This window comes from Blastococcus sp. SYSU D00820, from assembly GCF_054050695.1.
This window is the reverse complement of record NZ_JBJGZW010000002.1, coordinates 31902-56298: the sequence shown is the minus strand read 5'-3', so window position 1 is coordinate 56298 and position 24397 is coordinate 31902. Positions and strand designations below refer to the sequence as shown.

Below are 24397 nucleotides of genomic sequence, written 5' to 3'. Positions count from 1 at the left end.
TGTCTGGAGTCGGTACCCGTACTCAGGTACGGATCAGGTGCCGAAGACGAAGGGGACGACGAAGCCGATGAGGGCCAGCGCCTCGGAGAGCGCGAAGCCGAGGAAGGCGTAGGTACGGGTGAGGCCGGCCGACTCGGGCTGACGCGCGGTGGCCTGGATGTAGGCCGCCCACACGATGCCCACGCCGATGCCCGGGCCGATCGCGGCGAGGCCGTAGCCGACCGAGCCGATGGAGCCGGTCAAACCCTCTGCTGCCAGAAGATCCATGACGAGGTGTTCCTCCTGTGTCGTCGCCCGGCGGTGTGCCGGGCGGCTTCGTGGGTGGTGCGGTGGTGCCGTTCAGGGGTGGTGCGACGCCGGGCGCGAGAGCTCCCGGCGCGGGCTCAGTGTTCGGCCTCGATGGAGCCGTTGAGGTAGGTGCCCATCAGCACGGTGAAGACGTAGGCCTGCAGGAAGATGACCAGCAGCTCGAAGAACGTCATCACGATGGCCATCAGCGCCGAGACGGGGCCGAAGACGACGGAGAAGTTGTCCCGGCTGAAGAGGTAGACCGCACCCAGCGAGAAGACGACCAGCAGCATGTGGCCGGCGAACATGTTCGCGAAGAGCCGGACCGCCAGCGTGAACGGCCGGACCACGAAGTTCTGCAGGATCTCGATCGGCGTGACCAGGATGTACATCGGCTTGGGGACGCCGGGCAGGAACAGGATGTCCTTGAAGTACTTGCCGGCGCCCTGCTCGCGGATGCCGATGTAGATGTAGAGCACCCAGCAGATCCCCGCGAGGACCAGCGGGAAGGCGAACTTCGACATCGGCGAGATCTGCGCCAGCGGCAGGATCGCCATGAAGTTGTTCGCGAGGATGAAGAAGAACAGCGAGGCGAGGAACGGCGCGAACGGGATGCCGCGGGGGCCGACCACGTCGCGGGCGATGCCGTCGCGGACCAGCGAGTAGCCGCTCTCCCCGATGAACTGCATCTTGCCGGGGATGATCTGCGGCTTCCGGACCGTCAGGACCATGAAGACCAGCATCGCGATCGTCGCGAACCAGAGGCCCAGCGTGATGCGGGTGATCGCGAAGTCGATCCCGAGGAAGGTGAACTCGGCCAGCGGCTCCGGGTAGAACTCCCCGAGGCCCGGGGCCTCGAAGCCGTCACCGGCACCGCCTTCGGCAGCCGCGAGCACGCTTCCGAGCGCGAGGGCGCTGGAGGTCACCGTTGTCCCTTCTGCGTCCTGGGCCGGCTCCGTCGTCCGCCCTGGGTCTTGCCTGCGCGATCCGCCCCCGACGACGAGGGCAGACCGCCGAACCGAGCGACGACCAGGTAGATCGCCACTGCCATGCCGAGGATGACGCCGACCGGGAAGAACACGCGAGTGTCCAGCCACTGGTCGAGCAGCCACCCGACCCCGCCCCAGACCGCCATACCTGAGATCAGCGTGCCGATCACCGCGTATCCGGTCTCGGCACCACTGCCACTCTGGGAGGGGGGCCCGGGCGAGGGCCGCGCGGACCCTGGTGTCGGGTCGTCCTCGGCCATCTCTGCGGACACTATCAGCCGCCCGCCGCGGGGCCGTCCGGGTGCGGGAAAGGTGCCCGATCGGTGGACGTCCGCGGGGGTGCGGGGGGCTGCACGTAGTACAGCTGGCGAGTCCAGACCCAGCGCAGCTGGACGACGCTCCACAGCAGCGCGCCGGCGACGACGGCGAAGGCCAGCGTGCGCCGGTCCAGCCAGCCCTCCTCGGGCAGCGCGGACAGGACGCCGAAGAGCACGACGGCCTTGACGAAGAACATGCCCAGCGCCGCCGGCAGCGTGAAGGTGTCGTTGACCCGTCCGGCCGCGGCGACCACGACGCCGGAGACGACGAAGAACGCCGTCACCACGACCGCGCCGACGAGCACCCCGAGCGCGTCGTCCCAGCCGGCCAGGAGCCCGGTGACGGGCGCGGCGACCGCCGTCACCGCCGCGGTGACCAGCGCACCGACCCGGAGGAACGAGAGGTCCCACGGCGCAGCGGGCGTGCCCGGGGACGGGGTCGCGCCGCTCACCGGACCACCTGGCCGGCCGGGCCGGGCGTCCGGGTCGCCGGCCCCGGCGGTGTCGGCGGCTCGGGCGGTGCCGTGCCCCGCACGGCACGGGCGGTCGGGTGGTCGGCCCGGCTGCGGCGGCGCTGGGCGGCGAGGTCGGCGGCCCGCGCCTCCCGCGCGGCCCGGCGGGCCCGCGGGCTCAGGACGACCACGACACCGATCACGAGCAGCACCCCGATGGCGACCAGGAGCTCCACGCGCCCGCCGGTGATGGACAGGGCCACCGCACCGGCCGAGAGCAGGGCGGCCCAGAAGTACATGACGAGCACCGCGCGGCGGTGCGAGTGGCCGATGGCCAGCAGCCGGTGGTGCAGGTGCATCTTGTCCGGCGAGAACGGCGACTGGCCGCGGCGGGTGCGCCGGATCACCGCCATGAGCAGGTCCATGAACGGGATGAAGAGCACCGCCACCGGCACCAGCAGGGGCAGCGTCAGCGGCAGCAGGCTGGCCGCGGAGTCGAACGACTGCGGGTCGACGTTCCCCGTGGCCGACACCGCGGCCGCCGACAGCATGAGGCCCACGAGCATCGACCCGGAGTCGCCCATGAAGATGCGGGCCGGGCTGAAGTTGTGCGGCAGGAAGCCCAGGCAGGCACCGGCCAGCAGCGCGGTGATCAGCGCCGGCGCGCTCGCGACGTCGGCGTAGCCGGTGCGGCCGAGGTGGTAGCTGTAGGCGAAGAAGGCCAGGGCGGCGACCGCGGAGACGCCGGCGGCCAGCCCGTCGAGGCCGTCGATGAAGTTCAGCGCGTTGACCGTGAGGACGGTCAGCAGGATGGTCAGCGGCACGCCGACGTCCGGGCCGAGGGAGATGGTGCCGAGGTCGGCGACCGGCAGGAACAGGAACGCCAGCTGGACGCCGAGCAGCACCATCACGCCGGCGGCGGCGATTTGCCCGGTGAGCTTGGTCAGCGCGTCCAGGCCGAACTTGTCGTCGAGCACGCCGAGCAGGCAGATCAGCCCGCCGGCGACCAGCACCGCGGCGGTCTGCGAGTCGTCGAAGGTGCGCTGCAGCGCCGGCAGCCGGGTGGCCACCAGCGTCGCCGCGGCCACGCCCAGGTACATGGCGACGCCGCCGCCGCGCGGGGTCGGGATGACGTGCACGTCCCGCTCGCGGGGGGCGGCCATCATCCGCAGCCGGACCGCCGCCATCCGCACCACGGGCGTGGCCAGGAAGGTGACCAGCGCCGCGGTGAGCAGGACGACGACGTACTCGCGCATCGGTCAGGCGGTGCGCTGCGGCTCGGGGCCCCGGGTGGGGGTGCTCATCGCGGGGACTCCGGGGGCTGGACGACGGGGCGGTGTCCACGGTATCGCCCCGGACCCGTCACGGAGGGTGGGCGCTCCAGGCCGGCCCCCGTGCAGGTTCCCCTAGTCGGTGAGCTCCGGCACGACCTCGCGCAGCCGCTCGACGGGGATCGCGCCCACCCGCAGCACCCGCGGGGTCGGCGCGGTGCAGTCGACGATCGTGCTGGCCGCCGAGTCGGCGCGCGGCCCGCCGTCCAGCACCACCGCGGCGTGCTCGCCGAGCTGGGCGGCGGCGTCCGCGGCCGTGGTGGCCGCGGGGCGGCCGGAGCGGTTGGCGCTGGAGACCGCCAGCGGGCCGGTGCGGCGCAGCAGGTCGCGGGTCAGCTCGTCGTCCGGCAGGCGGACGGCGACGGTGCCCTCCGCGTCGCCGAGGTCCCACGCCAGGGAGGGCGCGTGCTCCATGACCAGCGTCAGCCCGCCGGGCCAGAAGGCCTCGGCCAGCCGGTTGGCCGCCGCCGGGACGTCGACGACCAGCCCGGCCAGCGTCGAGGCCTCGCCGATCAGCACCGGGACCGGCATGGTGCGCCCGCGGTTCTTGGCCGCCAGCAGCCGGGTGACCGCGGCGGGGGTGAAGGCGTCGGCGGCGACGCCGTAGACGGTGTCGGTCGGCAGGAGCACCAGCTCGCCGCGGCCGATCGCCGCGGCGGCCGCGTCCAGCCCGGCGGTCCGGCCCTCGGCGTCGGTGCAGTCGTAAGTCTCGGCCACGGGGAGGCAGTCTCCCCCACCCCGCGCTCAGCCGGGACCGCGGTCCCCCGGGCGCCGGGCGGTGGTGAACCGGGGCCGGCCGGCGAGGTCGCGGTGGTCGGCGACGTCGGTCCAGCCGCCCGAGGCGCGGACCAGCGCCGGCAGCGACCCGCCCTGCTGGTCGGCGTGCTCGATGCCCAGCCACCCGTCCGGCCGCAGCAGCCGGGCCGCGGTGCCCAGCAGCCCCCGGACGACGTCCAGCCCGTCCGGGCCGCCCCACAGCGCCAGCGGCGGGTCGTGGTCGGCCACCTCCCGCGGCAGCCGGGCGCCGTCGGGCACGTACGGCGGGTTGGAGACGACGACGTCCACGGTGCCGTCGAGGTCGGTGAGCAGGCCGGGGTCGGTCATGTCGCCGGCGAGCACCTCGACCGGGGTGTCCCCCGCGGCGGCGCGGGCCGCGGCGTTGTGGCGGGTCCACTCGATCGCCGTCCCGTCGCGCTCGACGGCGACCACGCGGGCGCCGGGGTGCTCGTGCGCGACCGACAGCGCGATCGCGCCCGACCCGGCGCCGAGGTCCACGACGACGGGCGCGGCCAGCCCGGCCACCCGCTCGAGCACCCAGCCGGCGATCAGCTCGGTCTCCGGCCGGGGCACGAAGACGCCGGGCCCGACGGCCAGCTCCAGGTGACGGAACGGCGCCCGGCCGGTGAGGTGCTGCAGCGGCACCCGGGCGGCGCGCGCGTCGACGAGGTCGGCGAAGCGGGTGGCGTCGGCGTCGGACACCGCGTCGAGGGTGAGCAGGCCTGCCCGGCTGCGCCCGACGACGGCGGCGAGCAGCAGCTCGGCGTCCACCCGCGCGGACTCGACGCCGGCCTCGGCCAGCTGCCGGGCGGCGTCGGCGAGCAGCTCCCGCGGGGTCAGGAGCCGGCCGCCAGCAGCTCGGCGGTGTGCGCGCTGACCAGCGCGTCGATGACCGCGTCGAGGTCGCCGTCGATCACCTGGTCGAGGTTGTGCGCCTTGTAGCCCACCCGGTGGTCGGCGATCCGGTTCTCCGGGAAGTTGTAGGTGCGGACCCGCTCGCTGCGGTCCATCGTCCGCACCTGGCTGCGGCGCTGGTCGCTGGCCGCCGCGGCCGCCTCCTCGCGGGCCGCGGCCAGCAGCCGGGAGCGCAGGATGCGCAGCGCCGACTCGCGGTTCTGCAGCTGGCTCTTCTCGTTCTGGCAGCTGACCACGATGCCGGTCGGCAGGTGCGTGATGCGGACGGCGGAGTCGGTGGTGTTGACGCTCTGCCCGCCGGGGCCCGAGGAGCGGAAGACGTCGATGCGCAGGTCGCCCGGGTCGACGGTGACGTCGACCTCCTCGGCCTCCGGCAGCACCAGGACACCGGCCGCCGAGGTGTGGATGCGGCCCTGGCTCTCGGTGACCGGCACCCGCTGGACGCGGTGCACGCCCCCCTCGAACTTCAGCCGCGACCAGATGCCCTCGTCGGTCCGCGACTTCACCGCGACCGAGACGTCCTTGTAGCCGCCGAGGTCGGCCTCGACGGCGTCGATGACCTCGGCCGACCAGCCGCGCCGCTCGGCGTAGCGCAGGTACATGCGCAGCAGGTCGCCGGCGAACAGCGCCGACTCCGCGCCGCCCTCCCCCGCCTTGATCTCGAGGATGACGTCCTTGTCGTCGTCGGGGTCCTTGGGCAGCAGCAGCTCGCGCAGCCGGTCGGTGAGCTCCGCGATCCGCTGCTCGAGCCCGATGGCCTCGGCGGCGAACGACGGGTCCTCGGCCGCCAGCTCGCGGGCGGCGCTGAGGTCGTCGCGCGCCTGGTCGAGCGCCCGGGCGGTCTCGACGACCGGCGCGAGCTGGGCGTAGCGGCGGCCCAGCCGGCGGGCGCGGCCGGCGTCGGCGTGGACGGCCGGGTCGGCCAGCTCGGTCTCCAGCGCGGCGTGCTCGTCGAGCAGCCCGCGCAACCGGTCGGGTGCGGCGTCGGTGGTGCTCATCAGGGCTCTTCTCGGGGCGGGGTTCTGTCGGGGTCCGGACACGACGACGGCGCCCGTGCCCGCCCCTTCCGGGGTGGGCACGGGCGCCGTCGGGAGCGCTACTTGCCGGCGTTCGCGCCGCGCTTGCCGAACCGCTTCTCGAAGCGGGCGACGCGGCCACCGGTGTCGAGGATCCGCTGCTTGCCCGTGTAGAACGGGTGGCAGGCGGAGCAGGTCTCGACGGTCAGGGTGCCGCCGGGCGCCGTGCTGCGGGTGGTGAAGGTGTTCCCGCAACCACAGGTCACCGTGGTGGTGTGGTAGTCGGGGTGGATGTCGGGCTTCATGCCTTGGCCTCTTCCGGGACGTCGGTGCTGTCGTGCTGAACGCCGCCTACGGGCGCGGCATTCCATGGGCCGCCAGGCGGGACTCGACCGTCGAGTATCCCCGATCGGTCCGCCCGCCCGGCAGGCGGCCCCCTTGCCGGGCCCCGACACGAGCGTGCGAGTGGCGGGGGGCACGGGGGTCCTTCGGCTACTCGCCGCCCGGGCCCAGGGTGGTCTTCTGGATCTGCATGAGGAACTCGACGTTGTTGCGGGTCTTCCGCAGCTTGTCGATCAGCAGCTCCAGCGCCTGCTGGGGCTCCAGGGCGGCGAGCACCCGGCGGAGCTTGATGACGATGGCCAGCTCGTCGGGCGACATGAGGATCTCCTCCTTGCGCGTGCCCGACGCGTTGACGTCGACCGCCGGGAAGACCCGCTTGTCCGCCAGCCGGCGGTCGAGCTTGATCTCGGCGTTCCCGGTGCCCTTGAACTCCTCGAAGATGACCGTGTCCATCGTCGAACCGGTCTCGACCAGCGCCGAGGCGATGATCGTCAGCGAGCCGCCGTTCTCGATGTTGCGGGCGGCGCCCAGGAAGCGCTTGGGCGGGTACAGGGCCGTGGAGTCCACACCGCCGGAGAGGATCCGGCCGCTGGCCGGCGCGGCCAGGTTGTAGGCGCGGCCCAGGCGGGTGATGGAGTCCAACAGGACGACGACGTCGTGGCCCATCTCGACCAGGCGCTTGGCCCGCTCGATGGACAGCTCGGCGACCGTCGTGTGGTCGGCCGGCGGGCGGTCGAAGGTCGAGGCGATGACCTCGCCCTTCACCGACCGCTGCATGTCGGTGACCTCCTCGGGCCGCTCGTCGACGAGGACGACCATGAGGTGGCACTCGGGGTTGTTCGTGGTGATCGCGTTGGCGATCGCCTGCAGCACCATCGTCTTGCCGGCCTTGGGCGGGCTGACGATGAGCGCGCGCTGGCCCTTGCCGATCGGCATGACCAGGTCGATGACCCGGGTGGTCAGCTGGTGCGACTCGGTCTCCAGCCGCAGCCGCTCCTGCGGGTAGAGCGGGGTGAGCTTGTGGAACTCGGGGCGCTGCCGCGCCTGCTCGGGCTCCAGGCCGTTGACGGTGTCCAGCCGGACCAGCGCGTTGTACTTGTCCTTGCGCTCGCCCTCGCGGGGCTGGCGGACCGCGCCGGTGATGGCGTCACCGCGGCGCAGGCCGTAGCGGCGCACCTGCGACAGCGACACGTAGACGTCGTTGGGGCCGGTCAGGTACCCCGACGTCCGGACGAAGGCGTAGTTGTCGAGGACGTCGAGGATGCCGGCCACCGGCAGCAGGACGTCGTCCTCGCTGATGGTGGGCTCGGTGCCCGGCTCGAAGCGCTCGCGCCCGCCGCGCCGGTTCCGGTCGCGGTAGCGGCGGCCCCGGCGGCCGCGGCCGCCCTCGAAGTCGTCGTCGTCCTCGTCGGCGCCCCGGTCGTTGCGGACGTCGCGGTCGTTGCGGGTGTCGCGGTCGTTGCGGGTGTCGCGGTCGTTGCGGGCGTCCCGGCCGTCCGGCCGGCCGGCGCGCTCGGCCCGGTCCGGGCCGCGGTTGCCGTCGCGGTCGGCGCGCGGCGCCCGGTCCCCGCCGTCGCGGTCGCCGCGCGGTGCCCGGTCGCCGCCGTCACGCTCCGCGCGGGCGGCCCGCTCGCCGCCGTCGCGGGAGGCGGCACGCTCGGCGCGCTCGCCGCCGTCCCGGCTGCGCTCGGCACCCTCGCGGTTGCCGTCGCGGTTGCCGTCGCGGTCGCGGGTGCGGGCGTTGCGCTCGCGGTTGCGCTGCGGCCGGTCGCCGTCGGCGCGCTCGCCGTCGGTCTGCTCCGGCGCGGGCGCGGCCGTCTCGGACGTCACCGGCGCGGCGGGCGCCTCGGCGGCCGGGGCCTCGGCCGCGGTGTCGGCGGCCGGCGCACCGGCGGGCCGGCTGGCGGCCCGGCGGCGGCGCGGCTGGCCCTCGGCGGGGGCAGCGGTCGGCGCGGGAGCGGCCTCGGCGGGCGCCGCGGCCTCGGCCGGCGCGGTCAGCGGGCCGCCGTTGGCACCGCCGCTGACCGGCGCCTCGAGCGGCGCGGCCGTGGTGGCGACACCGCGCTGCGCGGGGACACCCGCGGCGGCGCCGGTCTCGGCGGGGGTCTCGGTGGGGGTGGGGGCGCCGGCCGACGGCGTGCTGCCGTTGCCGCCCACCTGGCGGGCGGAGATCGCCTCGACCAGGTCGCCCTTGCGCATCCGGCCGGTGCCGGTGATGCCCAGTTCGGCCGCCAGGCGCTGCAGCTCCGGCAGCAGCATCCCCGACAGCCCGCTGCCGCGGCGACGGGAGCGGCCCGCCGTCCCAGAAGCGGCAGGTGCCTCGTCGGTGGCAGCGCTCTGCGGCGCGGCGACGAGGTCGGTGGTCTCGCTCACGTACAGGTCCTTCCCTGCGGTGACCTGCGCCTACCAGCGCAGGGGGTGACCCGGCCCTCCCGTCCGGCCCGGCGGAGGGGTCGGCGCGAGAACGGGATCGAGTGGGTGCGGGGCGGGATCTGCGGACGGATCAGTCGGCAACGCCCCGCGCGAGGCTCGCCCGAGGGGGCGGCTACGCCGTGAGCCTAGAACGCGGCCCACGGGCAGGACAACACCGGTGGTTCCCAGCGTGTTCCCCGTTACCGAGACGATACCTGAACGCCCGCGTCGGAGGCGCAGGCCCCGTGCACGTCGACCTCCAGCGGCAGCACGCGCCAGCCGGCGGGTACCAGCGCGCCGACGGCGGCGGCGGCCGCCGTCGCCGCCGGCGGGACGTCCTCACCGGGGTCGCGGCGGGCCAGGACCAGCACGCTCGGGCCGGCGCCGGAGACGACGGCGGCGTGGCCGGCCTCCCGGAGCCGGTCCAGCAGCGCGATCGACCCGGGCATGGCCGCGGCCCGCTGGCGCTGGTGCAGCCGGTCGTCGGTGGCCTCGAGCAGGTGCTCGGGGTCGCGGGTCAGGGCCTGGACCAGCAGCGCGGCGCGGGCGGCGTTGTACGCGGCGTCCCCGTGCGGCACCGCCGCGGGCAGCAGCCCGCGGGCCACGTGGGTCGACAGGGTGCCCTCCGGGACGCAGACGACGGGCAGCACCGACGGGTCGACGTCGAGCCGGTCGGCCCGGGCGCCCTGCGGCGTCGTCCACGACAGCGTCGCGCCGCCCAGCAGGCAGGCCGCGACGTTGTCGGGGTGGCCCTCGAGCTCGCTGACCAGCCGCAGCACCGCGGCGTCGTCGCGCTCGACGTCCGGGCACAGCTCCCACGCGCCGACCACACCGGCGACGACGGCCGCGGCGGAGGAGCCCATCCCCCGGCCCTGCGGGATGGCGTTGCGCGCGCGCAGCCGCAGGCCCGGCGGGGTCCAGCCCAGCTCGTCGCAGGCGGCGCGGAAGGCCCGCACGACCAGGTGCGACTCGTCGGCGGGCAGGGTCTGCGCACCCTCCCCCGACATGGCGACGTCGAGACCACCGTCGGTGACGGTGAGGTCGAGCTCGTCGTGCAGCGCCAGCGCCAGGCCGGCGCAGTCGAACGCCGGGCCGAGGTTGGCGCTGGTCGCGGGGACGCGGACCGTGACGGCCGCGGTCACAGGCCGAGCTGCGCGGCGGCGACCGCCGCGTCGACCGGCACGGTGACCGGCGCCGGCGCGCCGGAGATGGCCCACTCCGGGTCCTTGAGGCCGTTGCCGGTGACCGTGCAGACCACCCGCTGCCCCGGCTCCAGGCCGCCGGCCTGGGCCACCTTCAGCAGCCCGGCCACCGACGCGGCCGAGGCCGGCTCGACGAACACGGCCTCGCTGCGGGCCAGCAGCCGGTAGGCGGCGAGGATCTCGCGGTCGGTGACGGCCTCGATGATGCCGCCGGACTCGTCGCGGGCGGCCAGCGCCCTGGTCCAGCTCGCGGGGTTGCCGATCCGGATCGCGGTGGCGATCGTCTGCGGGTTCTCCACGACCGAGCCGGTCACGATCGGCGCGGCGCCGGCGGCCTGGAAGCCCCACATCCGCGGCCGGCGCGAGGCGGTGCCGTCGGCGGCGTACTCGGTGTACCCCTGCCAGTAGGCGGTGATGTTGCCGGCGTTGCCGACCGGCAGGCAGTGGATGTCGGGGGCGTCGCCGAGGACGTCGACGATCTCGAACGAGGCCGTCTTCTGCCCCTCGATGCGGAACTGGTTGACGCTGTTGACCAGGCTGACCGGGTAGTCGATCGCCAGCTTGCTGGCCAGGGCCAGGCAGTCGTCGAAGTTGCCGTCGACCTGCAGCAGCTTGGCCCCGTGCACGAGCGCCTGGGCCAGCTTGCCGAGCGCGATCTTCCCCTGCGGCACGAGGACGGCGCAGACCAGCCCGGCGCGGGCGGCGTAGGCCGCGGCACTGGCGCTGGTGTTGCCCGTGGAGGCGCAGATGACCGCCTGCGAGCCCTCCTCGACGGCCTTGGTGATGGCCATCGTCATGCCCCGGTCCTTGAACGAGCCGGTCGGGTTGGCGCCCTCGACCTTGAGGTAGACGTCGCAGCCGGTGCGCCGGGACAGCTCCACCGCCGGCACCAGCGGGGTGGCGCCCTCCTGCAGCGTCACCACCGGCGTGCTGGCGCTCACCGGCAGCCGCGACCGGTAGGCCTCGATCAGCCCCGGCCAGTGCGGCGACACGCTCCCGCGCAGCGTCCCGGTCATGAGAGCCCCTCCACTCGAAGCACGCTGGTGACGCCGCGGACCGCGGGCATCTCGCGCAGGCCCGCGACGGTCGCCGAGAGGGCGGCGTCGGGCGCGCTGTGGGTGACGATGACGAGCGTGGCGGCGTCGCCGGAGCCGTCCTGCCGGACGGTGGCGATGCTGACGCCGTGCTGCGCGAACTCCTGGGCGACCTGGGCGAGCACGCCCGGGCGGTCGGCCACGTCGAGGCTGACGTGGTAGCGCGTCGGCGTCTCGGCGATCGGCCGCGCCGGCAGCCCCGCGTAGCCGGTGACGCCCGGGCCGGCGGCGCCGGCCAGGCGGTTGCGCGCGACGGCGACGAGGTCGCCGAGGACGGCGCTGGCGGTGGGCTCCCCGCCCGCGCCCTGGCCGTAGAACATCAGCTGGCCGGCGGCCTCGGCCTCGACGAAGACGGCGTTGAAGGCGCCGCCGACCGCGGCCAGCGGATGGCTGGTGGGGATCATCGCCGGGTGCACGCGCACGGCCACCGAGTCGGCGGCGCCGTCGCCGTTGCCGGCCACCCGCTCGCAGATCGCCAGCAGCTTGACCGTGCAGCCGATCTCGGCGGCGCGGGCGACGTCGGTGGCGGTGACCGCGGCGATGCCCTCGCGGTAGACGTCGGCGGCGGTCACCGGCGTGTGGAAGGCCAGCGAGGCGAGGATCGCGGCCTTGGCCGCGGCGTCGAAGCCGTCGACGTCGGCGGTCGGGTCGGCCTCGGCGTAGCCCAGCTCGGTGGCCTCGGCCAGCGCCTCGGTGAAGCCGGCGCCGGTCTCGGCCATGCGGGACAGGATGTAGTTCGTCGTCCCGTTGACGATGCCGACGACCCGGCGCAGCTGGTCACCGGCCAGCGACTCGCGCAGGGGGCGCAGCAGCGGGATCGCGCCGGCCACCGAGGCCTCGTAGTAGAGGTCGACGCCGGCGTCGGCCGCGGCGGCGTGCAGCGCGACGCCGTCCTCGGCGAGGAGCGCCTTGTTGGCGCTGACCACCGACTTGCCGGCCGCGAAGGCGGCCAGCAGCAGCGACCGGGCCGGCTCGATGCCGCCGATCACCTCGACGACGAGGTCGACGTCCTCCCGGGTGACCAGGGCGGAGGCATCGGTGGTGAGCAGCTCGGCGGGCACCTCGGGGTGCCGGTCGGGACGGCGGACGGCGACACCGGCCACCTCCACCTCCCGGCCGATCCGGGCGGCGAGGTCGGCGCGCTGCTCGGCGAGCAGCCGCAGCACCGCGCTGCCGACGGTGCCGCAGCCGAGCAGCGCGACCTTCAGCGGGCGGCTCACGAGCGGGCTCCCGCAGCGTGCTCGGGGGCCGGCTGGTCGATCGCCGGGGAGGGCGCGGGCACGTCGGCGAGGACGGCGTCGAGGGCGAACACGTCGGACAGTGTCTGACGTCGCACGATCTCGGTCGCGACGCCCTCCCGCACGGCCACCACCGGCGGCTTGAGCAGGTAGTTGTAGTTGCTGGCCATCGACCAGCAGTAGGCCCCGGTCGCGGCGACCGCGAGCAGGTCGCCCGGGACGACGTCGGAGGGCAGCCACAGGTCGCGGACCAGCACGTCACCGCTCTCGCAGTGCTTGCCGACCACCCGGCACAGCGCCGGCGGGGCGTCGGAGACCCGGTTGGCCAGCACGCAGGTGTAGCTCGCGTCGTAGAGGGCGGTGCGGATGTTGTCGCTCATCCCGCCGTCGACCGACACGTAGTTGCGCACCGTCGGGGTGCCGGGCGCGCCGCTGGCCCCCAGGCGGACCGGCTTGATGGTGCCGATCTCGTACAGGGTCACCGTGCCGGGGCCGGCGATGGCGCGACCGGGCTCGACGGCCAGCCGCGGCAGCGGCAGGTCGAGCGCGGCGCACTCGGCGGCGACCACCGCGCGCAGCCGCTCGGCGACGTCGGCCGGGCGCACCGGGTCGTCCTCCGGCAGGTAGGCGATGCCGAAGCCGCCGCCGAGGTTGAGCTCGCCGAGGGTCTCCCCCGTCGCCTGCCGGATCTGCGCGAGCAGGCCGACGACGCGGTGTGCGGCGGCCTCGAAGCCGGCGGTGTCGAAGATCTGCGAGCCGATGTGGCTGTGCAGCCCGGCGAGGTCGAGGGCCGGCTCGCGGATGACCCGCACCGCGGCGGCCAGCGCGTCGCCGGTGGCCAGCGAGAAGCCGAACTTCTGGTCCTCGTGGGCGGTGGCGATGAACTCGTGGGTGTGCGCCTCGATGCCGACGGTGGCGCGGATCAGCACCGGCACCGGCGCGCCGCCGGCGGCGACCCGCGCCGCGGCCAGCGGCGCCAGGCGGTCGATCTCGTCGAAGGAGTCGAGCACGACGTGCCCGATCCCGGCGTCGACGGCCAGCTGCAGCTCGACCAGCGACTTGTTGTTGCCGTGCAGCGCGATCCGCTCGGCGGGGAAGCCTGCGGCCAGCGCGACGGCCAGCTCGTTGCCGCTGCAGGCGTCCAGGTGCAGGCCGTCGTCGGCGATCCAGCGGGCCACCTGGCCGCAGAGGAACGCCTTGGAGGCGTAGTGCACGTCGGCGCCGGTGAACGCCTCGGCGAACTCGGCGGCGCGGCCGCGGAAGTCCTCCTCGTCGAGCACGAACAGCGGGGTGCCGTGCGCGCGGGCCAGCTCGGTCACCGGCCGGCCGGCCAGGTGCAGCTCGCCGTCCACGCGCTGCGCGGAGCGGGGCCACACGTGCGGGTCGAGGGCGCCCGGGTCGGCCGGCGGCATGCCGACCGACGGCGGCGGGGCGAACCCGCCGTGCAGCGGGCCCGCGGGGTGCGCCCTCACATCCGCTCCGGAGCGGTCACGCCGAGCACGCCCAGCCCGTTGCGCAGGACCACCGCGGTCGCCGCGCACAGCCACAGCCGCGCGGTGGTCAGCGGGCCGGCCTCCTCGTCGCCGCGGGGCAGCACCCGGCAGGAGTCGTAGAACCGGTGGTAGGTGCCGGCCAGCTCCTCCAGGTAGCGGGCCACCCGGTGCGGAGCGCGCAGCTCCGCGGCCGAGGCGAGGATCCGCGGGAACTCGCCCAGCGCCCGGAGCAGGTCGTTCTCCCGCTCGTGGGCCAGCAGCGCGGCGTCGACGTCCGACGCCTCGCCGAGGGCGAGGCCGAGGTCGGCGGCGTTGCGCAGCACCGAGGAGATCCGGGCGTGCGCGTACTGCACGTAGAAGACCGGGTTGTCGTTGGTCTGCCGGCTCCACAGCTCGACGTCGATGTCGATCTGCTGGTCCACCGACGCCCGGGCCAGCGCGTACCGGGCGGCGTCCACCCCGATGGCGTCGACGAGGTCGGACAGCAGCACGATCGTGCCGGCCCGCTTGCTCATCCGGACCGGCTCGCCGCCCTGCAGCAGGTTCACCAGCTGCCCGATGAGGATCTCGAGGTGGGTGTCGGGGTCGTCACCGGCCGCGGCGACCAGCGCCTTGTAGCGCCCGACGTAGCCGGAGTGGTCGGCCCCCAGCATGATCACCACGCGGTCGAAGCCGCGGGCGCGCTTGTCGAGGTAGTAGGCGCAGTCGGAGGCGAAGTAGGTCGTCTCGCCGTCGGCCTTGACCAGGACGCGGTCCTTGTCGTCGCCGAAGTCGGTGGTGCGCAGCCACACCGCGCCCTCGGACTCGTAGACGTGCCCCTGCTCGCGCAGCCGGGTGATCGCCTTCTCGACCGCGCCGGTGTCGTACAGCGACTTCTCGCTGAACCAGACGTCGAAGCCGACGCCGAAGTCCTCCATCGACCGGCGGATCTCGTCGAGCATCAGCGCCACGCCGCGGTCGCGGAACACCTGCCGCTGCTCGTCCTCGTCCCGCTCGCGCACGTCGGGCACCTCGGCCACGACGGAGGCGGCGATGTCGGCGATGTAGGTGCCGCCGTACCCGTCCTCGGGCACCGGCCGGCCGGTCGCGGCCGCCTGCAGGCTCCGGGCGAAGCGGTCGATCTGCGCGCCGGCGTCGTTGATGTAGTACTCGCGGGTCACCTCGGCGCCGCCGGTCTCCAGCAGCCGGCCGATCGCGTCACCGACGGCCGCCCAGCGGCTGCCGCCGATGTGCACCGGGCCGGTGGGGTTGGCGGAGACGAACTCCAGGTTCAGCCGCTGACCGGCCAGGGCGTCGGTGCGGCCGTAGCGCTCGCCGGCGGTGACCGCCTCGACGGCGATGCGGCCGAGCGCGCCCTGCGCGAGCGTGATGTTGAGGAAGCCGGGACCGGCGACGTCGACCCGCTCGATGCCGTCCAGCGCGCGCAGCTCGGCGGCGACGGCCTCGGCCACCTCGCGCGGCGGGCGGCCGGCCGGCTTGGCCAGCCGCAGCGCGACGTTGGTGGCGTAGTCGCCGTGCTCGGGGTTCTTGGGGCGCTCGACGACGAGGTCGTCGGGGACGGCGACGGCGAGCGTGCCGCGCTCGACGGCCGCTCCCACAGCGGTCCGGACGACGTCGCGCAACTGCTCGGGTGTCACCGCGTGATCGTACGCAGCGCGGCACGCCGCTCCCCCGGGCCGCCCCCGCGCAGCCAGGGAACGCCCAGGGACCCGACCTACACTCGACGCCCGGGGACGACCGCAGCAGCGGCCCCCGGTCGTCGCGCTGCCCCGGGCGGGCGCGGCGCCACGGACGACGTCGACACGAGGAGAGGTTCTTGGCCAAGGACCGTAAGCCCCAGGACACCAACGCCGCACGCGGTGGGTCCAGCCGGTCCGGCTCGGCCGGGTCCAGCCGCTCGGGCGGCACCACCCGTCCCGGCGGCGCCAAGGGCGGCCGCACCCGCCCGGCGACGAACGTGGTGACCCCGCAGCGGCCCTGGGGCCTGATCGCCGCGGCCATCGCCGTCGTCGTCTTCGCCGCCGCGGCGATCACCTACGCGGTGGTGAAGGTGAACGAGGCCAACGCGAACAACGTGTCCTCGCCCGACGAGATCGCCGACCTGCAGACCTACGACTACGCCGCCGGGCAGGAGCACGTGGCCACGCCGGTCACCTACGAGCAGACGCCGCCGGTCGGCGGGCCGCACGACGGCGAGTGGGCCGACTGCACCGGCACCGTCTACGACGTCGACATCCGCCACGAGAACGCGGTGCACGGCATGGAGCACGGCGCGGTCTGGATCACCTACGACCCGGAGCGGATCACCGGCGACGACGTCGACACCCTCGCCGCGCTGGTCGAGGGCGTGGACGGCCGGATGCTCTCGCCCTACGCGGGCCAGGAGTCGCCGGTCAGCGTGCAGTCGTGGAACCACCAACTGGCCGTCGACTCCGTCGACGACGAGCGGATCGAGCAGTTCGCGGAGTTCTTCACCAAGAACCCGGACTACTACCCCGAGGTCGGCGCGACCTGCCAGAACCCGACCTTCATCACCGACCCGCTGATCGCCGGTGACCCCAGCCGTGGCAGCGAGGCGATGGTGAGCGACCCGCCGTCCGACCCCACCGGCAGCACCGCGCCGTCGGCCGAGGCCACCCCCTCCACCCCGGCCGAGGAGACGGCGACCGGGACCCCGGCGCCCTGATGAGCGCCGCGACGGCGGAGAGCACCGCGACCACCGGCGCCCCGGCGGCGGCTACGGCTCGGGAGCCCGGCCGCGCCCTCCGCGCGGTCCTGGTCGCGGTGCTCGCCGTCGGGCTCCTAGCACTGGGCGGCGGCCTGGCCGTCGCCCTCGGGATCGGCCGCGACGCCCCGGCCACGCCCACGGCGGAGTCGGTCGACGCGGGCTTCTCCCGGGACATGGCCACCCACCACATGCAGGCGGTGGAGATGGCCAACGTCGCCCTCGAGCGCAGCACCGACCCGGAGGTGCGCCAGCTGGCCTTCGACATCTCCTCGACGCAGATGAACCAGGCCGGGCGCATGCAGGGCTGGCTGTCGCTGTGGGGCCTGCCGGTGACCGGCGGGGACACGATGGCGTGGATGTCCGACGGCACCACCGGCCACGGCCACGACATGGGCGGGATGGACATGTCCGGCTCGACGCTCATGCCTGGCATGGCCACCGAGGAGGAGCTGGCCGGGCTGCGCGGGCTGCGCGGCACCGCGTTCGACGTGGAGTTCCTCCGGCTGATGATCCGGCACCACCAGGGTGGCGCGGAGATGGCGGAGTACGGCGCCGAGCACGCCGCCGAGCCCGCCGTCCGCCGGCTGGCGAGCACGATCGCCGACACCCAGGCCGCCGAGACGCAGACGATGGTCGACATGCTCACCGCGCGCGGCGGCACACCGCTGCCCCCGCCGTGACGGGAGCCGCCCTCCGGGCCGCGCGGCGGGGCTGGTAACTTCCTCCCTGCCCCACCGCAGAGCCCCCGTAGCTCAGGGGATAGAGCACCGCCCTCCGGAGGCGGGTGCGCAGGTTCGAATCCTGCCGGGGGCACGCGCAGACAGGCCCCGCCGGTTCCCGGCGGGGCCTTCGTGCTTCTCCGGACCGCCGTCGCGGCGACCGTTCGTGCACCCACCGTGGTGCGGAGGCGTTGCCGGCGACCGCACGGGCACGGACCGGGGCGGTGCCTGTGGCACAGCCCACCCACCACCTCGGTCGGGTCACCGACCGAAACGGTCGGTCGGGCCGTACCCTCGACCCGTGGCCAGCGCCTTCCGCTCGCAGATCGACGCGGGCATCCTCGACCGGGCCGCCGCGCTGTTCGCCCGCCGCGGGTTCGCCAAGACCTCGCTGCAGGACGTCGCCGACGCCGTCGGGCTGTCCAAGGCCGGCCTGCTGCATCACTTCCCCAGCAAGGACGCGCTGCGCACCGCCGTCCTCGCCCAGGCCCGCGACCTGGCCGCCGAGGTGCTCCGGCGGGTCGGCGACCTGCCGGCCGGGCCGGACCGCGACCGCCGCGCGATCGAGGAACTGGTCGACGTCGCCTACGCCCACCCGGGTCTGGTCGCCCAGCTGCTGGCCCCGGTCGTCTCCGCCGGCGGCGACCCGGTCGACCCCGAGGCCGCCGAGGCGGGCCTCGCCGCGCTGCAGGTCTTCGGCGTCCAGCCCGACTGCGCCGACGACGAGCGGCAGGTGCGCGTGCTCGGCGCGCTGGCCGCGCTCGCCGTCCTCACCCTCGCCGCCCACGCCGAGGACCGCACCACCGCCTGGCGCCGGCACATCGTCACGACCTGCACCGACGCGCTCGGCTCCGACCGGGCCGCGGTGCTCCTTCCCCCCACCCCCCACCAGGGAGAGGCCTGATCCATGGCTGTCCTGCTGTCCCGACTCGGGGCGTTCGCCCACCGCCACCGGCCGGCGGTCGTGGCCGTCTGGCTGCTGGTCCTCGTCGGCGGTGGGGTCGGCGCGGCCACCCTGGCCGGTGAGACCACCAGCAGCTTCTCCATCCCCGGACAGGAGTCGACGACCGCGCTGGAGCGGATCGACGAGGAGTTCGGCACCGGCGGCGGCGCCACGGCCCGCGTGGTGGTGCAGGCGGCCGACGGGCAGACGGTGACCTCGCCGGAGAACGCCGCGGCGATCACCGAGCTGGTCGAGGTCCTCGCCGGGCTGCCGGGCGTCGAGTCGGCCGCGAACCCGCTGGACCCGGCGGCCCCGGCGGTGAACGCCGACCAGTCCGTCGCCTACAGCACGGTCACCTACTCCGCCGGGCCCGGCGAGGTCACCCCCGAGCAGCAGGACGCGCTCCTCGACGCCGTCGCCGACGCCCGCTCCGGCGGGCTGACCGTCGAGGTCGGCGGCCAGGCCACCGAGAACGTGCCCGCCATCGGCGGCATCGCCGAGGTGGCCGGCGTGGTCGTCGCGCTGCTGGTCCTCGCCGTCACCTACGGCTCGCTGGTCGCCGCCGGCATGAACCTGCTGACCGCCGTGATCGGCGTGGGCATCGGCGTCGCGGGCATCACCATCGCCACCGGCTTCATCGATCTCTCCTCGACGACGCCGATCCTCGCCGCGATGCTCGGCCTGGCCGTCGGCATCGACTACACGCTGTTCATCGTCACCCGGTTCCGCCAGGAGCTGCGCAGCGGCCAGGACGTCGCCCGCGCGGTCGCCGTGGCGGTCGGCACCGCCGGCTCCGCGGTGGTCACCGCGGGCCTCACCGTGGTCATCGCCCTGGTCGGCCTCGCCGTCGTCGGCATCCCGTTCCTCACCCAGATGGGCCTCGCCGCGGCCGCGACCATCGTGGTCGCCGTCCTGGTCGCCATCACCCTGGTGCCCGCCGTGCTCGGCTTCCTCGGCCTCCGGGCCCTGCCCAGGAAGCAGCGCAGCGCCCCCGCCGCCGGGTCGGCCACCCCCGTCGGGCGGGGCTTCCTGGCCGGCTGGATCGCCACGGTGACCCGCTACCGGGTGCTGTCGCTGCTGGTCACGGTCGCCGCGCTCGCCGTCGTCTCGATCCCGTTCTTCTCGATGCAGACGACGCTGGTGCAGCAGCCGCCCGAGGGCAGCACCCAGGCGAAGGCGCAGGAGATGCTCGCCGACGGCTTCGGCGAGGGCTTCAACGGCCCGCTGGTCATCCTGTTCGAGGGCGACGGCGCGCCCGCGGCCGCGCAGCAGCTGCTCGGTGCGATCGGCGAGCTGGACGACGTCGCGATCGTGACGCCGCCGGCACCCAACGGCCCGCCGGAGACGGCGACCGCCGCGCTGGTCAACGTCATCCCCGAGTCGGGGCCGACCGACCCCGCCACCGAGCAGCTGGTCGAGGACCTGCGCGCCCTGCTGGCCGACGCCGACGGCGTGCAGGCCTCGGTCACCGGCGCGACGGCGGTCAGCGTCGACGTCGCCGCCAGCCTCAACGAGGCCCTGCCGGTCTACCTCGCGCTGGTCGTCGGCCTGGCGCTGGTGCTGCTGGTGCTGGTCTTCCGCGCCCTGCTGGTGCCGCTGGTCGGCGTGCTCGGCTTCGTGCTGACCGTCGGTGCGTCGCTCGGTGCCACGGTCGCGGTGTTCCAGTGGGGCTGGCTGGCCGACGCGATTAACCTCGAGGGCACCGGCCCGCTGATCAGCCTCACGCCGATCCTGGTCATCGGCATCCTGTTCGGCCTGGCGATGGACTACCAGATCTTCCTGGTGTCCCGGATGCACGAGGCGCACAGCCACGGCGCCGACCCGCTGAGCGCCGTCCGCACCGGGTTCCGCCAGGCCGCGCCGGTGGTCGTGGCCGCCGCGCTGATCATGTTCTCGGTGTTCGCCGGCTTCGTGCCGGCCGGCGAGGCCACGATCAAGTCGATCGCGTTCGCGCTGGCCTGCGGCATCCTCGTCGACGCCTTCGTCGTCCGGATGGTGCTGGTGCCCGCCGCCCTGGCGCTGCTGGGCCGCGCGGCCTGGTGGTTCCCGCGCTGGCTGCGGTGGCTGCCCGAGCTCGACGTCGAGGGCACCGCGCTGGAGCGGGCCGACGCCCCGCGCGCCGACGAGCGCGACCTGGCCGGCGCGGCCCGGCACTGACCTCCCGGCCCCTCCGCCCTCCCCGGGCGGAGGGGCCGCCGCCTGGTTAGCGTCCGGCCATGGAGCACACCGGGGTGCAGCGCACCCGCGCCGGCGACGTCGAGATCGCGTACGAGACCTTCGGATCCCCCGGGGACACCCCGCTGCTCCTGGTGATGGGGCTGGCCACCCAGATGGTCGGCTGGCCCGACGAGTTCTGCCACGGGCTGGCCGGGCAGGGCCTGCACGTCGTGCGCTTCGACAACCGCGACATCGGGCTGTCCACCCACCTGCACGACGCCGGGGCGCCCGACGTGCTCGCCGTGCTCGGCGGCTCCGCCGCCGCTCCGTACGCGCTGGCCGACATGGCCGACGACACCGCCGGCCTGCTCGACGCCCTCGGCCTGGACAGCGCGCACGTCGTCGGCGCCTCGATGGGCGGGATGATCGCCCAGCTGCTGGCGATCCGGCACCCGGAGCGGGTGCGCAGCCTCACCTCGATCATGTCGACCACCGGCGACCCGGCGGTCGGCTCCCCCGCGGAGGCGGCCATGGGCGTGCTCCTCGCACCGCCGGCCACCGACCGCGAGCAGGCGCTGCAGCGGGCCGTGGACACCTACCGGGTGATCGGCTCGCCGGGCTTCGAGTTCGACGAGGCGGGCCTGCGCGAGCGGGCCGGGCTCTCCTTCGACCGGGCCCACGACCCGGCCGGTGTCGCGCGGCAGCTGGCCGCCATCCTCACCACGCACGACCGCACGCAGCACCTCGGGGAGATCACCGTGCCGACGCTGGTGGTGCACGGCGCCCAGGACCAGCTGGTCGACGTGAGCGGCGGCCGGGCGACGGCCGCGGCGATCCCCGGCGCGGAGCTCCTGGTCGTCGAGGGCATGGGCCACGACCTGCCGCGCGAGGTCTGGCCGCAGCTCACCGAGCGGATCACCGCGCTCGTGGCGCGGGCCGAGGCCGGCCGCTGAAGGCGCCCGGGCCCCGGCCGCGCGCCGGGGCCCGGGCACCGCTCAGCTGGTGAGCATCCCGCCCTCGACCGGGATGGTGGTGCCGGTGACGTAGCCGCCGGCGTCGCTGACGAGGAACACCAGCGCGGCCGCGAGCTCGCGCGGGTCGCCGGCCCGGCCGGCCAGCACCCGGGCCATCTGCTGGTCGAGGTAGCCCTCCGGGTACTGGTCGGTCATCTCCGAGGCGAAGAAGCCCGGCGCCAGCGCGTTGACCCGGATGCCCTTGCGCCCGGTCCACTGCTGGGCCAGGTCGCGGGTGAGCCCGATCAGCCCGGCCTTGCTGGCCGCGTACGCCGCCTGCGGCAGCCCCGCGGTGGTCAGCCCCAGGACGCTGGAGATGTTCACGATCGAGCTGCCCGGCTGCATCACCCGGCCGCAGGCCTGGGCCATCCAGTAGCAGCCGTTGAGGTTGACGTCGATCACCGCCCGGAACTGCTCGGGGCTCTCCCGGGTCGCGGGCGCGGCGGTGCCGATGCCGGCGTTGTTGACCAGCACGTCGACCCGGCCGAACTCGGCCATGGTGGCGTCGACCAGCGCCTGGCAGTCCTCCGGCCGCGCGACGTCGGTGCGCACGGTGATCGCCCGCCGGCCGGCCCGCTCGACGGCCGCCCGCGTCTCGGCGAGCTTCTCCTCCCGTCGGGCGCCGAGCGCGACGTCGGCACCGGCCTCGGCCAGCGCCCGGGCGAACACCACCCCCAGTCCCGACGACGCCCCCGTCACGATCGCCACCCGGCCGTCGAGCCGGAACATGTCCAGGATCGTGCTGTCCGCCACGCGTGCTCCCCTCGTCGCTGATCTCCCCGCGACCGTAACGAGGAGTGCGGTAGATCACCCTCCGGGCGGGTAGTCGCCCTGCGGCGCACGGCAGGACGGAGGACGGCGATGGGCGACGCGACACCGCTGTGGCGGCAGGCCTTCGACGCCGCCGAGCGCCGGGTGACCCCGCACGCGGACCGGCTGGTGCGCACGCCGGGCTTCGCGGTGGGCGTCTCGCTCCTGCGGCGGGCCCGCGCGCTGGCGCGCGACACCGCCCGCGGCGTGACCACGCAGGCCTGGCACCTGGTGAACCTGCCCGCCGGCACCGACGTCGCCCGGCTGCGCGCCCAGGTCGGCGCCCTCGACCGCGAGGTGCGCCGGCTGACCATCGCCCTGGAGACCGAGCGACGAGCCGCCGGCGGCGCGCGGCCGGCCGCTCCGGAGGAGAGCCATGCCCAGCCTGCCGAGCCCGCTGACCGTCCTCGACCGGGTGCGCCGCGACGTCGAGCGCAACGCCCTGCGCGCCCGTAACGGCGTCAAGCTGGTCACCGGCATCGACCGGCCGGGCGTGGGCTGCACGCCCAAGGACGTCGTCTGGCAGCGTGGCCGCAGCCAGCTGTGGCACTACCGCAACGACTCGGTGCGGTACTCCCCGCCGCTGCTCATCGTGTTCAGCCTCATCAGCCGCAGCTACGTCCTCGACCTGACACCGGGCAACAGCTTCGTCGAGCAGCTGGTCGACGCCGGGTTCGACGTCTACCTGCTCGACTGGGGCGAGCCCGACGAGCGCGACGCGCAGAACACGCTCGAGGACTACGTCGACGACTACATCCCCGCCGCCGTGGACCGGGTGCTCGAGGTGTCGGGCACCGACGAGCTCAACCTCTTCGGCTACTGCTTCGGCGGCGACCTCGCCCTGCTGTACGCCGCACACCACCCCGAGGCGCCGCTGCGCAGCCTGACGGTGCTCGCCACGCCGGTGGACTTCCGGCGGATGGGTCCGATGGCCGACGTCTTCGCCGTCGGGGGCCTGGACGTCGACGACGTGCTGGACGCCGACGGCAACGTGCCGCCGCGGATCGTCGTCCAGGGCTTCCGGTCGCTGACGCCGACGGCGGAGGTGACCCGGTACGTGACGCTGTGGGAGCGGCTCTGGAACGACGAGTACGTCGCGGCCTACCAGGCGATGACCGGGTGGTCCGACGACCACGTGCCCTTCCCCGGCGCGGCCGCCCGCCAGACCGTGCAGATGCTGGTGCGCGACAACGGGATGGTCACCGACCGGCTCACCGTGGGCGGCGACCGGGTGCACCTGCGCGACGTCACCGTGCCGTTCCTGACCGTGCGCGCCGACCGCGACCACATCGTGCCGCCGGACGCGACCGCGCCCCTGATCGACCTCGTCGGCTCCCCCGACAGGCACGAGCTGCGGCTGGCCGCCGGGCACATGGGCCTGGTGGTCGGCCGGACGGCCGCGCGGACGACGGTGCCCACGATCCTCGACTTCCTCCGGCGGCGCAGCGACGAGGTCCCCGCCGCGCCGGCCCCCCGCCCCGACGACGTCCCGGCGGAGGCCTGAGGTGCCGGTCACCGAGCTGCGCCCCGAGCACGGCGACGCGCTGCTGCGCTTCTTCGGCGAGCTGGCCGAGGGCGACCTCACGTTCATCGAGGAGGAGGTCACCGATCCGCACACCGTGCGCGCGTGGGCGCGCGGCGAGGGCGGCGGCCGGCGCTGGGTGGCCCTCACGGCGGACGGCGGCGACGGGCCCCGGGTCACCGGCTACGTCGCGGTGCGCCCGCTGCCCGGCTGGTCGGACCACGTGGGCCGGCTGCGGCTGGTGGTCTCCCCCGCTGCGCGCGGCACCGGGCTCGGCCGCGAGCTGGCCCGGCACGCCCTGGTGCGCTCGGTCGAGGACGGGCTGACCAAGCTCGTCGTCGAGGTGGTCGCCGAGCAGGGCGCGGCCCTGGCGCTCTTCACCGGCCTGGGGTTCTCCGGGGAGGCGGTGCTGGTCGACCACGTCCGCGACCGGGAGGGCCGGCTGCGCGACCTCCTGGTGCTGGCCCACCACGTGCGCGACACCTGGGCCGGGATGAGCGCGGTCGGTCTGGACGACGCCCTGGGCGCCGGCTGAGCCGTCGGGCCCGCCGGTCGCCAGCACGGGCCGGACCGTCCCGCAGTCGTCGGCCAGACCTCCGCAGCACGTCCCCCGCCGGTCATCCGCGCGTCATGCGCGGC

24 protein-coding genes and 1 tRNA gene are annotated in these 24397 nt (G+C 75.0%); 9 read left to right on the top strand and 16 right to left on the bottom strand.

Annotated elements, in window-relative coordinates; all coding sequences use genetic code 11:
- Positions 1-33: 33 nt before the first annotated feature.
- The 15 genes from atpE to argS all read right to left on the bottom strand — a co-directional run bounded on the left by atpE (position 34) and on the right by argS (position 15503).
- Positions 34-243, bottom strand: coding sequence for an ATP synthase F0 subunit C (gene atpE / locus ACI79R_RS04275; RefSeq protein ID WP_456572334.1), 210 nt, complete (start codon positions 241-243; stop codon positions 34-36).
- Positions 244-383: 140 nt separating this feature from the next.
- Entirely contained in the window at positions 384-1214 is an 831-nt protein-coding gene (gene atpB, locus ACI79R_RS04270) for a F0F1 ATP synthase subunit A (RefSeq protein ID WP_456572333.1), read from the bottom strand.
- The gene (locus ACI79R_RS04265) at positions 1211-1447 is read right to left on the bottom strand and encodes a hypothetical protein (protein WP_456572332.1); all 237 of its coding nucleotides are present in this window, start codon (positions 1445-1447) and stop codon (positions 1211-1213) included. Before ACI79R_RS04265 ends, atpB begins: the two co-directional genes overlap by 4 nt.
- A gap of 104 nt (positions 1448-1551) precedes the next feature.
- Positions 1552-2046, bottom strand: coding sequence for a hypothetical protein (locus ACI79R_RS04260; RefSeq protein ID WP_456572331.1), 495 nt, complete (start codon positions 2044-2046; stop codon positions 1552-1554).
- Positions 2043-3302, bottom strand: coding sequence for a glycosyltransferase family 4 protein (locus ACI79R_RS04255; RefSeq protein WP_456572330.1), 1260 nt, complete (start codon positions 3300-3302; stop codon positions 2043-2045). The genes ACI79R_RS04260 and ACI79R_RS04255 overlap by 4 nt, the downstream gene beginning before the upstream one ends.
- 150 nt (positions 3303-3452) lie before the next feature.
- Positions 3453-4094, bottom strand: a complete 642-nt coding sequence (locus ACI79R_RS04250) for an L-threonylcarbamoyladenylate synthase (RefSeq protein WP_456572329.1) — start codon at positions 4092-4094, stop codon at positions 3453-3455.
- Positions 4095-4121: 27 nt separating this feature from the next.
- Positions 4122-4979, bottom strand: coding sequence for a peptide chain release factor N(5)-glutamine methyltransferase (prmC, locus tag ACI79R_RS04245; RefSeq protein ID WP_456572559.1), 858 nt, complete (start codon positions 4977-4979; stop codon positions 4122-4124).
- An 11-nt stretch (positions 4980-4990) separates the two neighbouring features.
- Positions 4991-6067, bottom strand: coding sequence for a peptide chain release factor 1 (gene prfA, locus ACI79R_RS04240; RefSeq protein WP_456572328.1), 1077 nt, complete (start codon positions 6065-6067; stop codon positions 4991-4993).
- Positions 6068-6165: 98 nt separating this feature from the next.
- Entirely contained in the window at positions 6166-6390 is a 225-nt protein-coding gene (rpmE, locus tag ACI79R_RS04235; RefSeq protein WP_456572327.1) for a 50S ribosomal protein L31, read from the bottom strand.
- A 187-nt stretch (positions 6391-6577) separates the two neighbouring features.
- Positions 6578-8800 carry a transcription termination factor Rho gene (gene rho / locus ACI79R_RS04230; RefSeq protein WP_456572326.1) on the bottom strand — a complete coding sequence of 741 codons (2223 nt, stop codon included), beginning with the start codon at positions 8798-8800 and terminating at the stop codon, positions 6578-6580.
- Between the two features lie 239 nt (positions 8801-9039).
- The gene (gene thrB, locus ACI79R_RS04225) at positions 9040-9981 is read right to left on the bottom strand and encodes a homoserine kinase (protein WP_456572325.1); all 942 of its coding nucleotides are present in this window, start codon (positions 9979-9981) and stop codon (positions 9040-9042) included.
- The gene (thrC, locus tag ACI79R_RS04220) at positions 9978-11057 is read right to left on the bottom strand and encodes a threonine synthase (protein WP_456572324.1); all 1080 of its coding nucleotides are present in this window, start codon (positions 11055-11057) and stop codon (positions 9978-9980) included. Before thrC ends, thrB begins: the two co-directional genes overlap by 4 nt.
- The gene (locus tag ACI79R_RS04215) at positions 11054-12355 is read right to left on the bottom strand and encodes a homoserine dehydrogenase (protein ID WP_456572323.1); all 1302 of its coding nucleotides are present in this window, start codon (positions 12353-12355) and stop codon (positions 11054-11056) included. Before ACI79R_RS04215 ends, thrC begins: the two co-directional genes overlap by 4 nt.
- Entirely contained in the window at positions 12352-13845 is a 1494-nt protein-coding gene (gene lysA, locus ACI79R_RS04210; protein WP_456572322.1) for a diaminopimelate decarboxylase, read from the bottom strand. Before lysA ends, ACI79R_RS04215 begins: the two co-directional genes overlap by 4 nt.
- Positions 13842-15503 (bottom strand): arginine--tRNA ligase, encoded by a 1662-nt coding sequence (gene argS / locus ACI79R_RS04205; RefSeq protein WP_456572321.1) that lies wholly within the window; start codon positions 15501-15503, stop codon positions 13842-13844. Before argS ends, lysA begins: the two co-directional genes overlap by 4 nt.
- A gap of 179 nt (positions 15504-15682) precedes the next feature.
- On the opposite strand from argS, the gene ACI79R_RS04200 reads away from it, so the two are divergent.
- The 6 genes from ACI79R_RS04200 (at position 15683) to ACI79R_RS04175 (ending at position 21366) form a co-directional block, all read left to right on the top strand.
- Entirely contained in the window at positions 15683-16552 is an 870-nt protein-coding gene (locus tag ACI79R_RS04200; RefSeq protein ID WP_456572320.1) for a DUF3105 domain-containing protein, read from the top strand.
- Positions 16552-17274 (top strand): DUF305 domain-containing protein, encoded by a 723-nt coding sequence (locus tag ACI79R_RS04195; protein ID WP_456572319.1) that lies wholly within the window; start codon positions 16552-16554, stop codon positions 17272-17274. The genes ACI79R_RS04200 and ACI79R_RS04195 overlap by 1 nt, the downstream gene beginning before the upstream one ends.
- Positions 17275-17335: 61 nt before the next feature.
- Positions 17336-17407, top strand: a tRNA-Arg gene (locus tag ACI79R_RS04190).
- A gap of 207 nt (positions 17408-17614) precedes the next feature.
- The gene (locus tag ACI79R_RS04185) at positions 17615-18217 is read left to right on the top strand and encodes a TetR/AcrR family transcriptional regulator (protein WP_456572318.1); all 603 of its coding nucleotides are present in this window, start codon (positions 17615-17617) and stop codon (positions 18215-18217) included.
- Positions 18218-18220: 3 nt separating this feature from the next.
- A complete protein-coding gene (locus tag ACI79R_RS04180; RefSeq protein WP_456572317.1) occupies positions 18221-20413 on the top strand; it encodes an MMPL family transporter in 2193 nt (730 codons plus the stop codon).
- A gap of 59 nt (positions 20414-20472) precedes the next feature.
- Positions 20473-21366: an alpha/beta fold hydrolase gene (locus tag ACI79R_RS04175; protein ID WP_456572316.1), complete on the top strand. Its 894-nt coding sequence runs from the start codon at positions 20473-20475 to the stop codon at positions 21364-21366.
- A 42-nt stretch (positions 21367-21408) separates the two neighbouring features.
- On the opposite strand, the gene ACI79R_RS04170 is transcribed toward ACI79R_RS04175, so the two are convergent.
- A complete protein-coding gene (locus ACI79R_RS04170) occupies positions 21409-22179 on the bottom strand; it encodes an SDR family NAD(P)-dependent oxidoreductase (RefSeq protein ID WP_456572315.1) in 771 nt (256 codons plus the stop codon).
- A 108-nt stretch (positions 22180-22287) separates the two neighbouring features.
- Here ACI79R_RS04170 and ACI79R_RS04165 point away from each other — a divergent pair, with 108 nt between their 5' ends.
- Genes ACI79R_RS04165 through ACI79R_RS04155 form a run of 3 tightly spaced genes read left to right on the top strand, consistent with a single transcriptional unit; the run spans position 22288 to position 24293 of the window.
- Positions 22288-22692 carry a hypothetical protein gene (locus ACI79R_RS04165; protein WP_456572314.1) on the top strand — a complete coding sequence of 135 codons (405 nt, stop codon included), beginning with the start codon at positions 22288-22290 and terminating at the stop codon, positions 22690-22692.
- Positions 22613-23740, top strand: a complete 1128-nt coding sequence (locus ACI79R_RS04160; protein ID WP_456572313.1) for an alpha/beta fold hydrolase — start codon at positions 22613-22615, stop codon at positions 23738-23740. Before ACI79R_RS04165 ends, ACI79R_RS04160 begins: the two co-directional genes overlap by 80 nt.
- A gap of 1 nt (position 23741) precedes the next feature.
- Positions 23742-24293: an N-acetyltransferase family protein gene (locus ACI79R_RS04155; protein WP_456572312.1), complete on the top strand. Its 552-nt coding sequence runs from the start codon at positions 23742-23744 to the stop codon at positions 24291-24293.
- Positions 24294-24397: the final 104 nt, after the last annotated feature.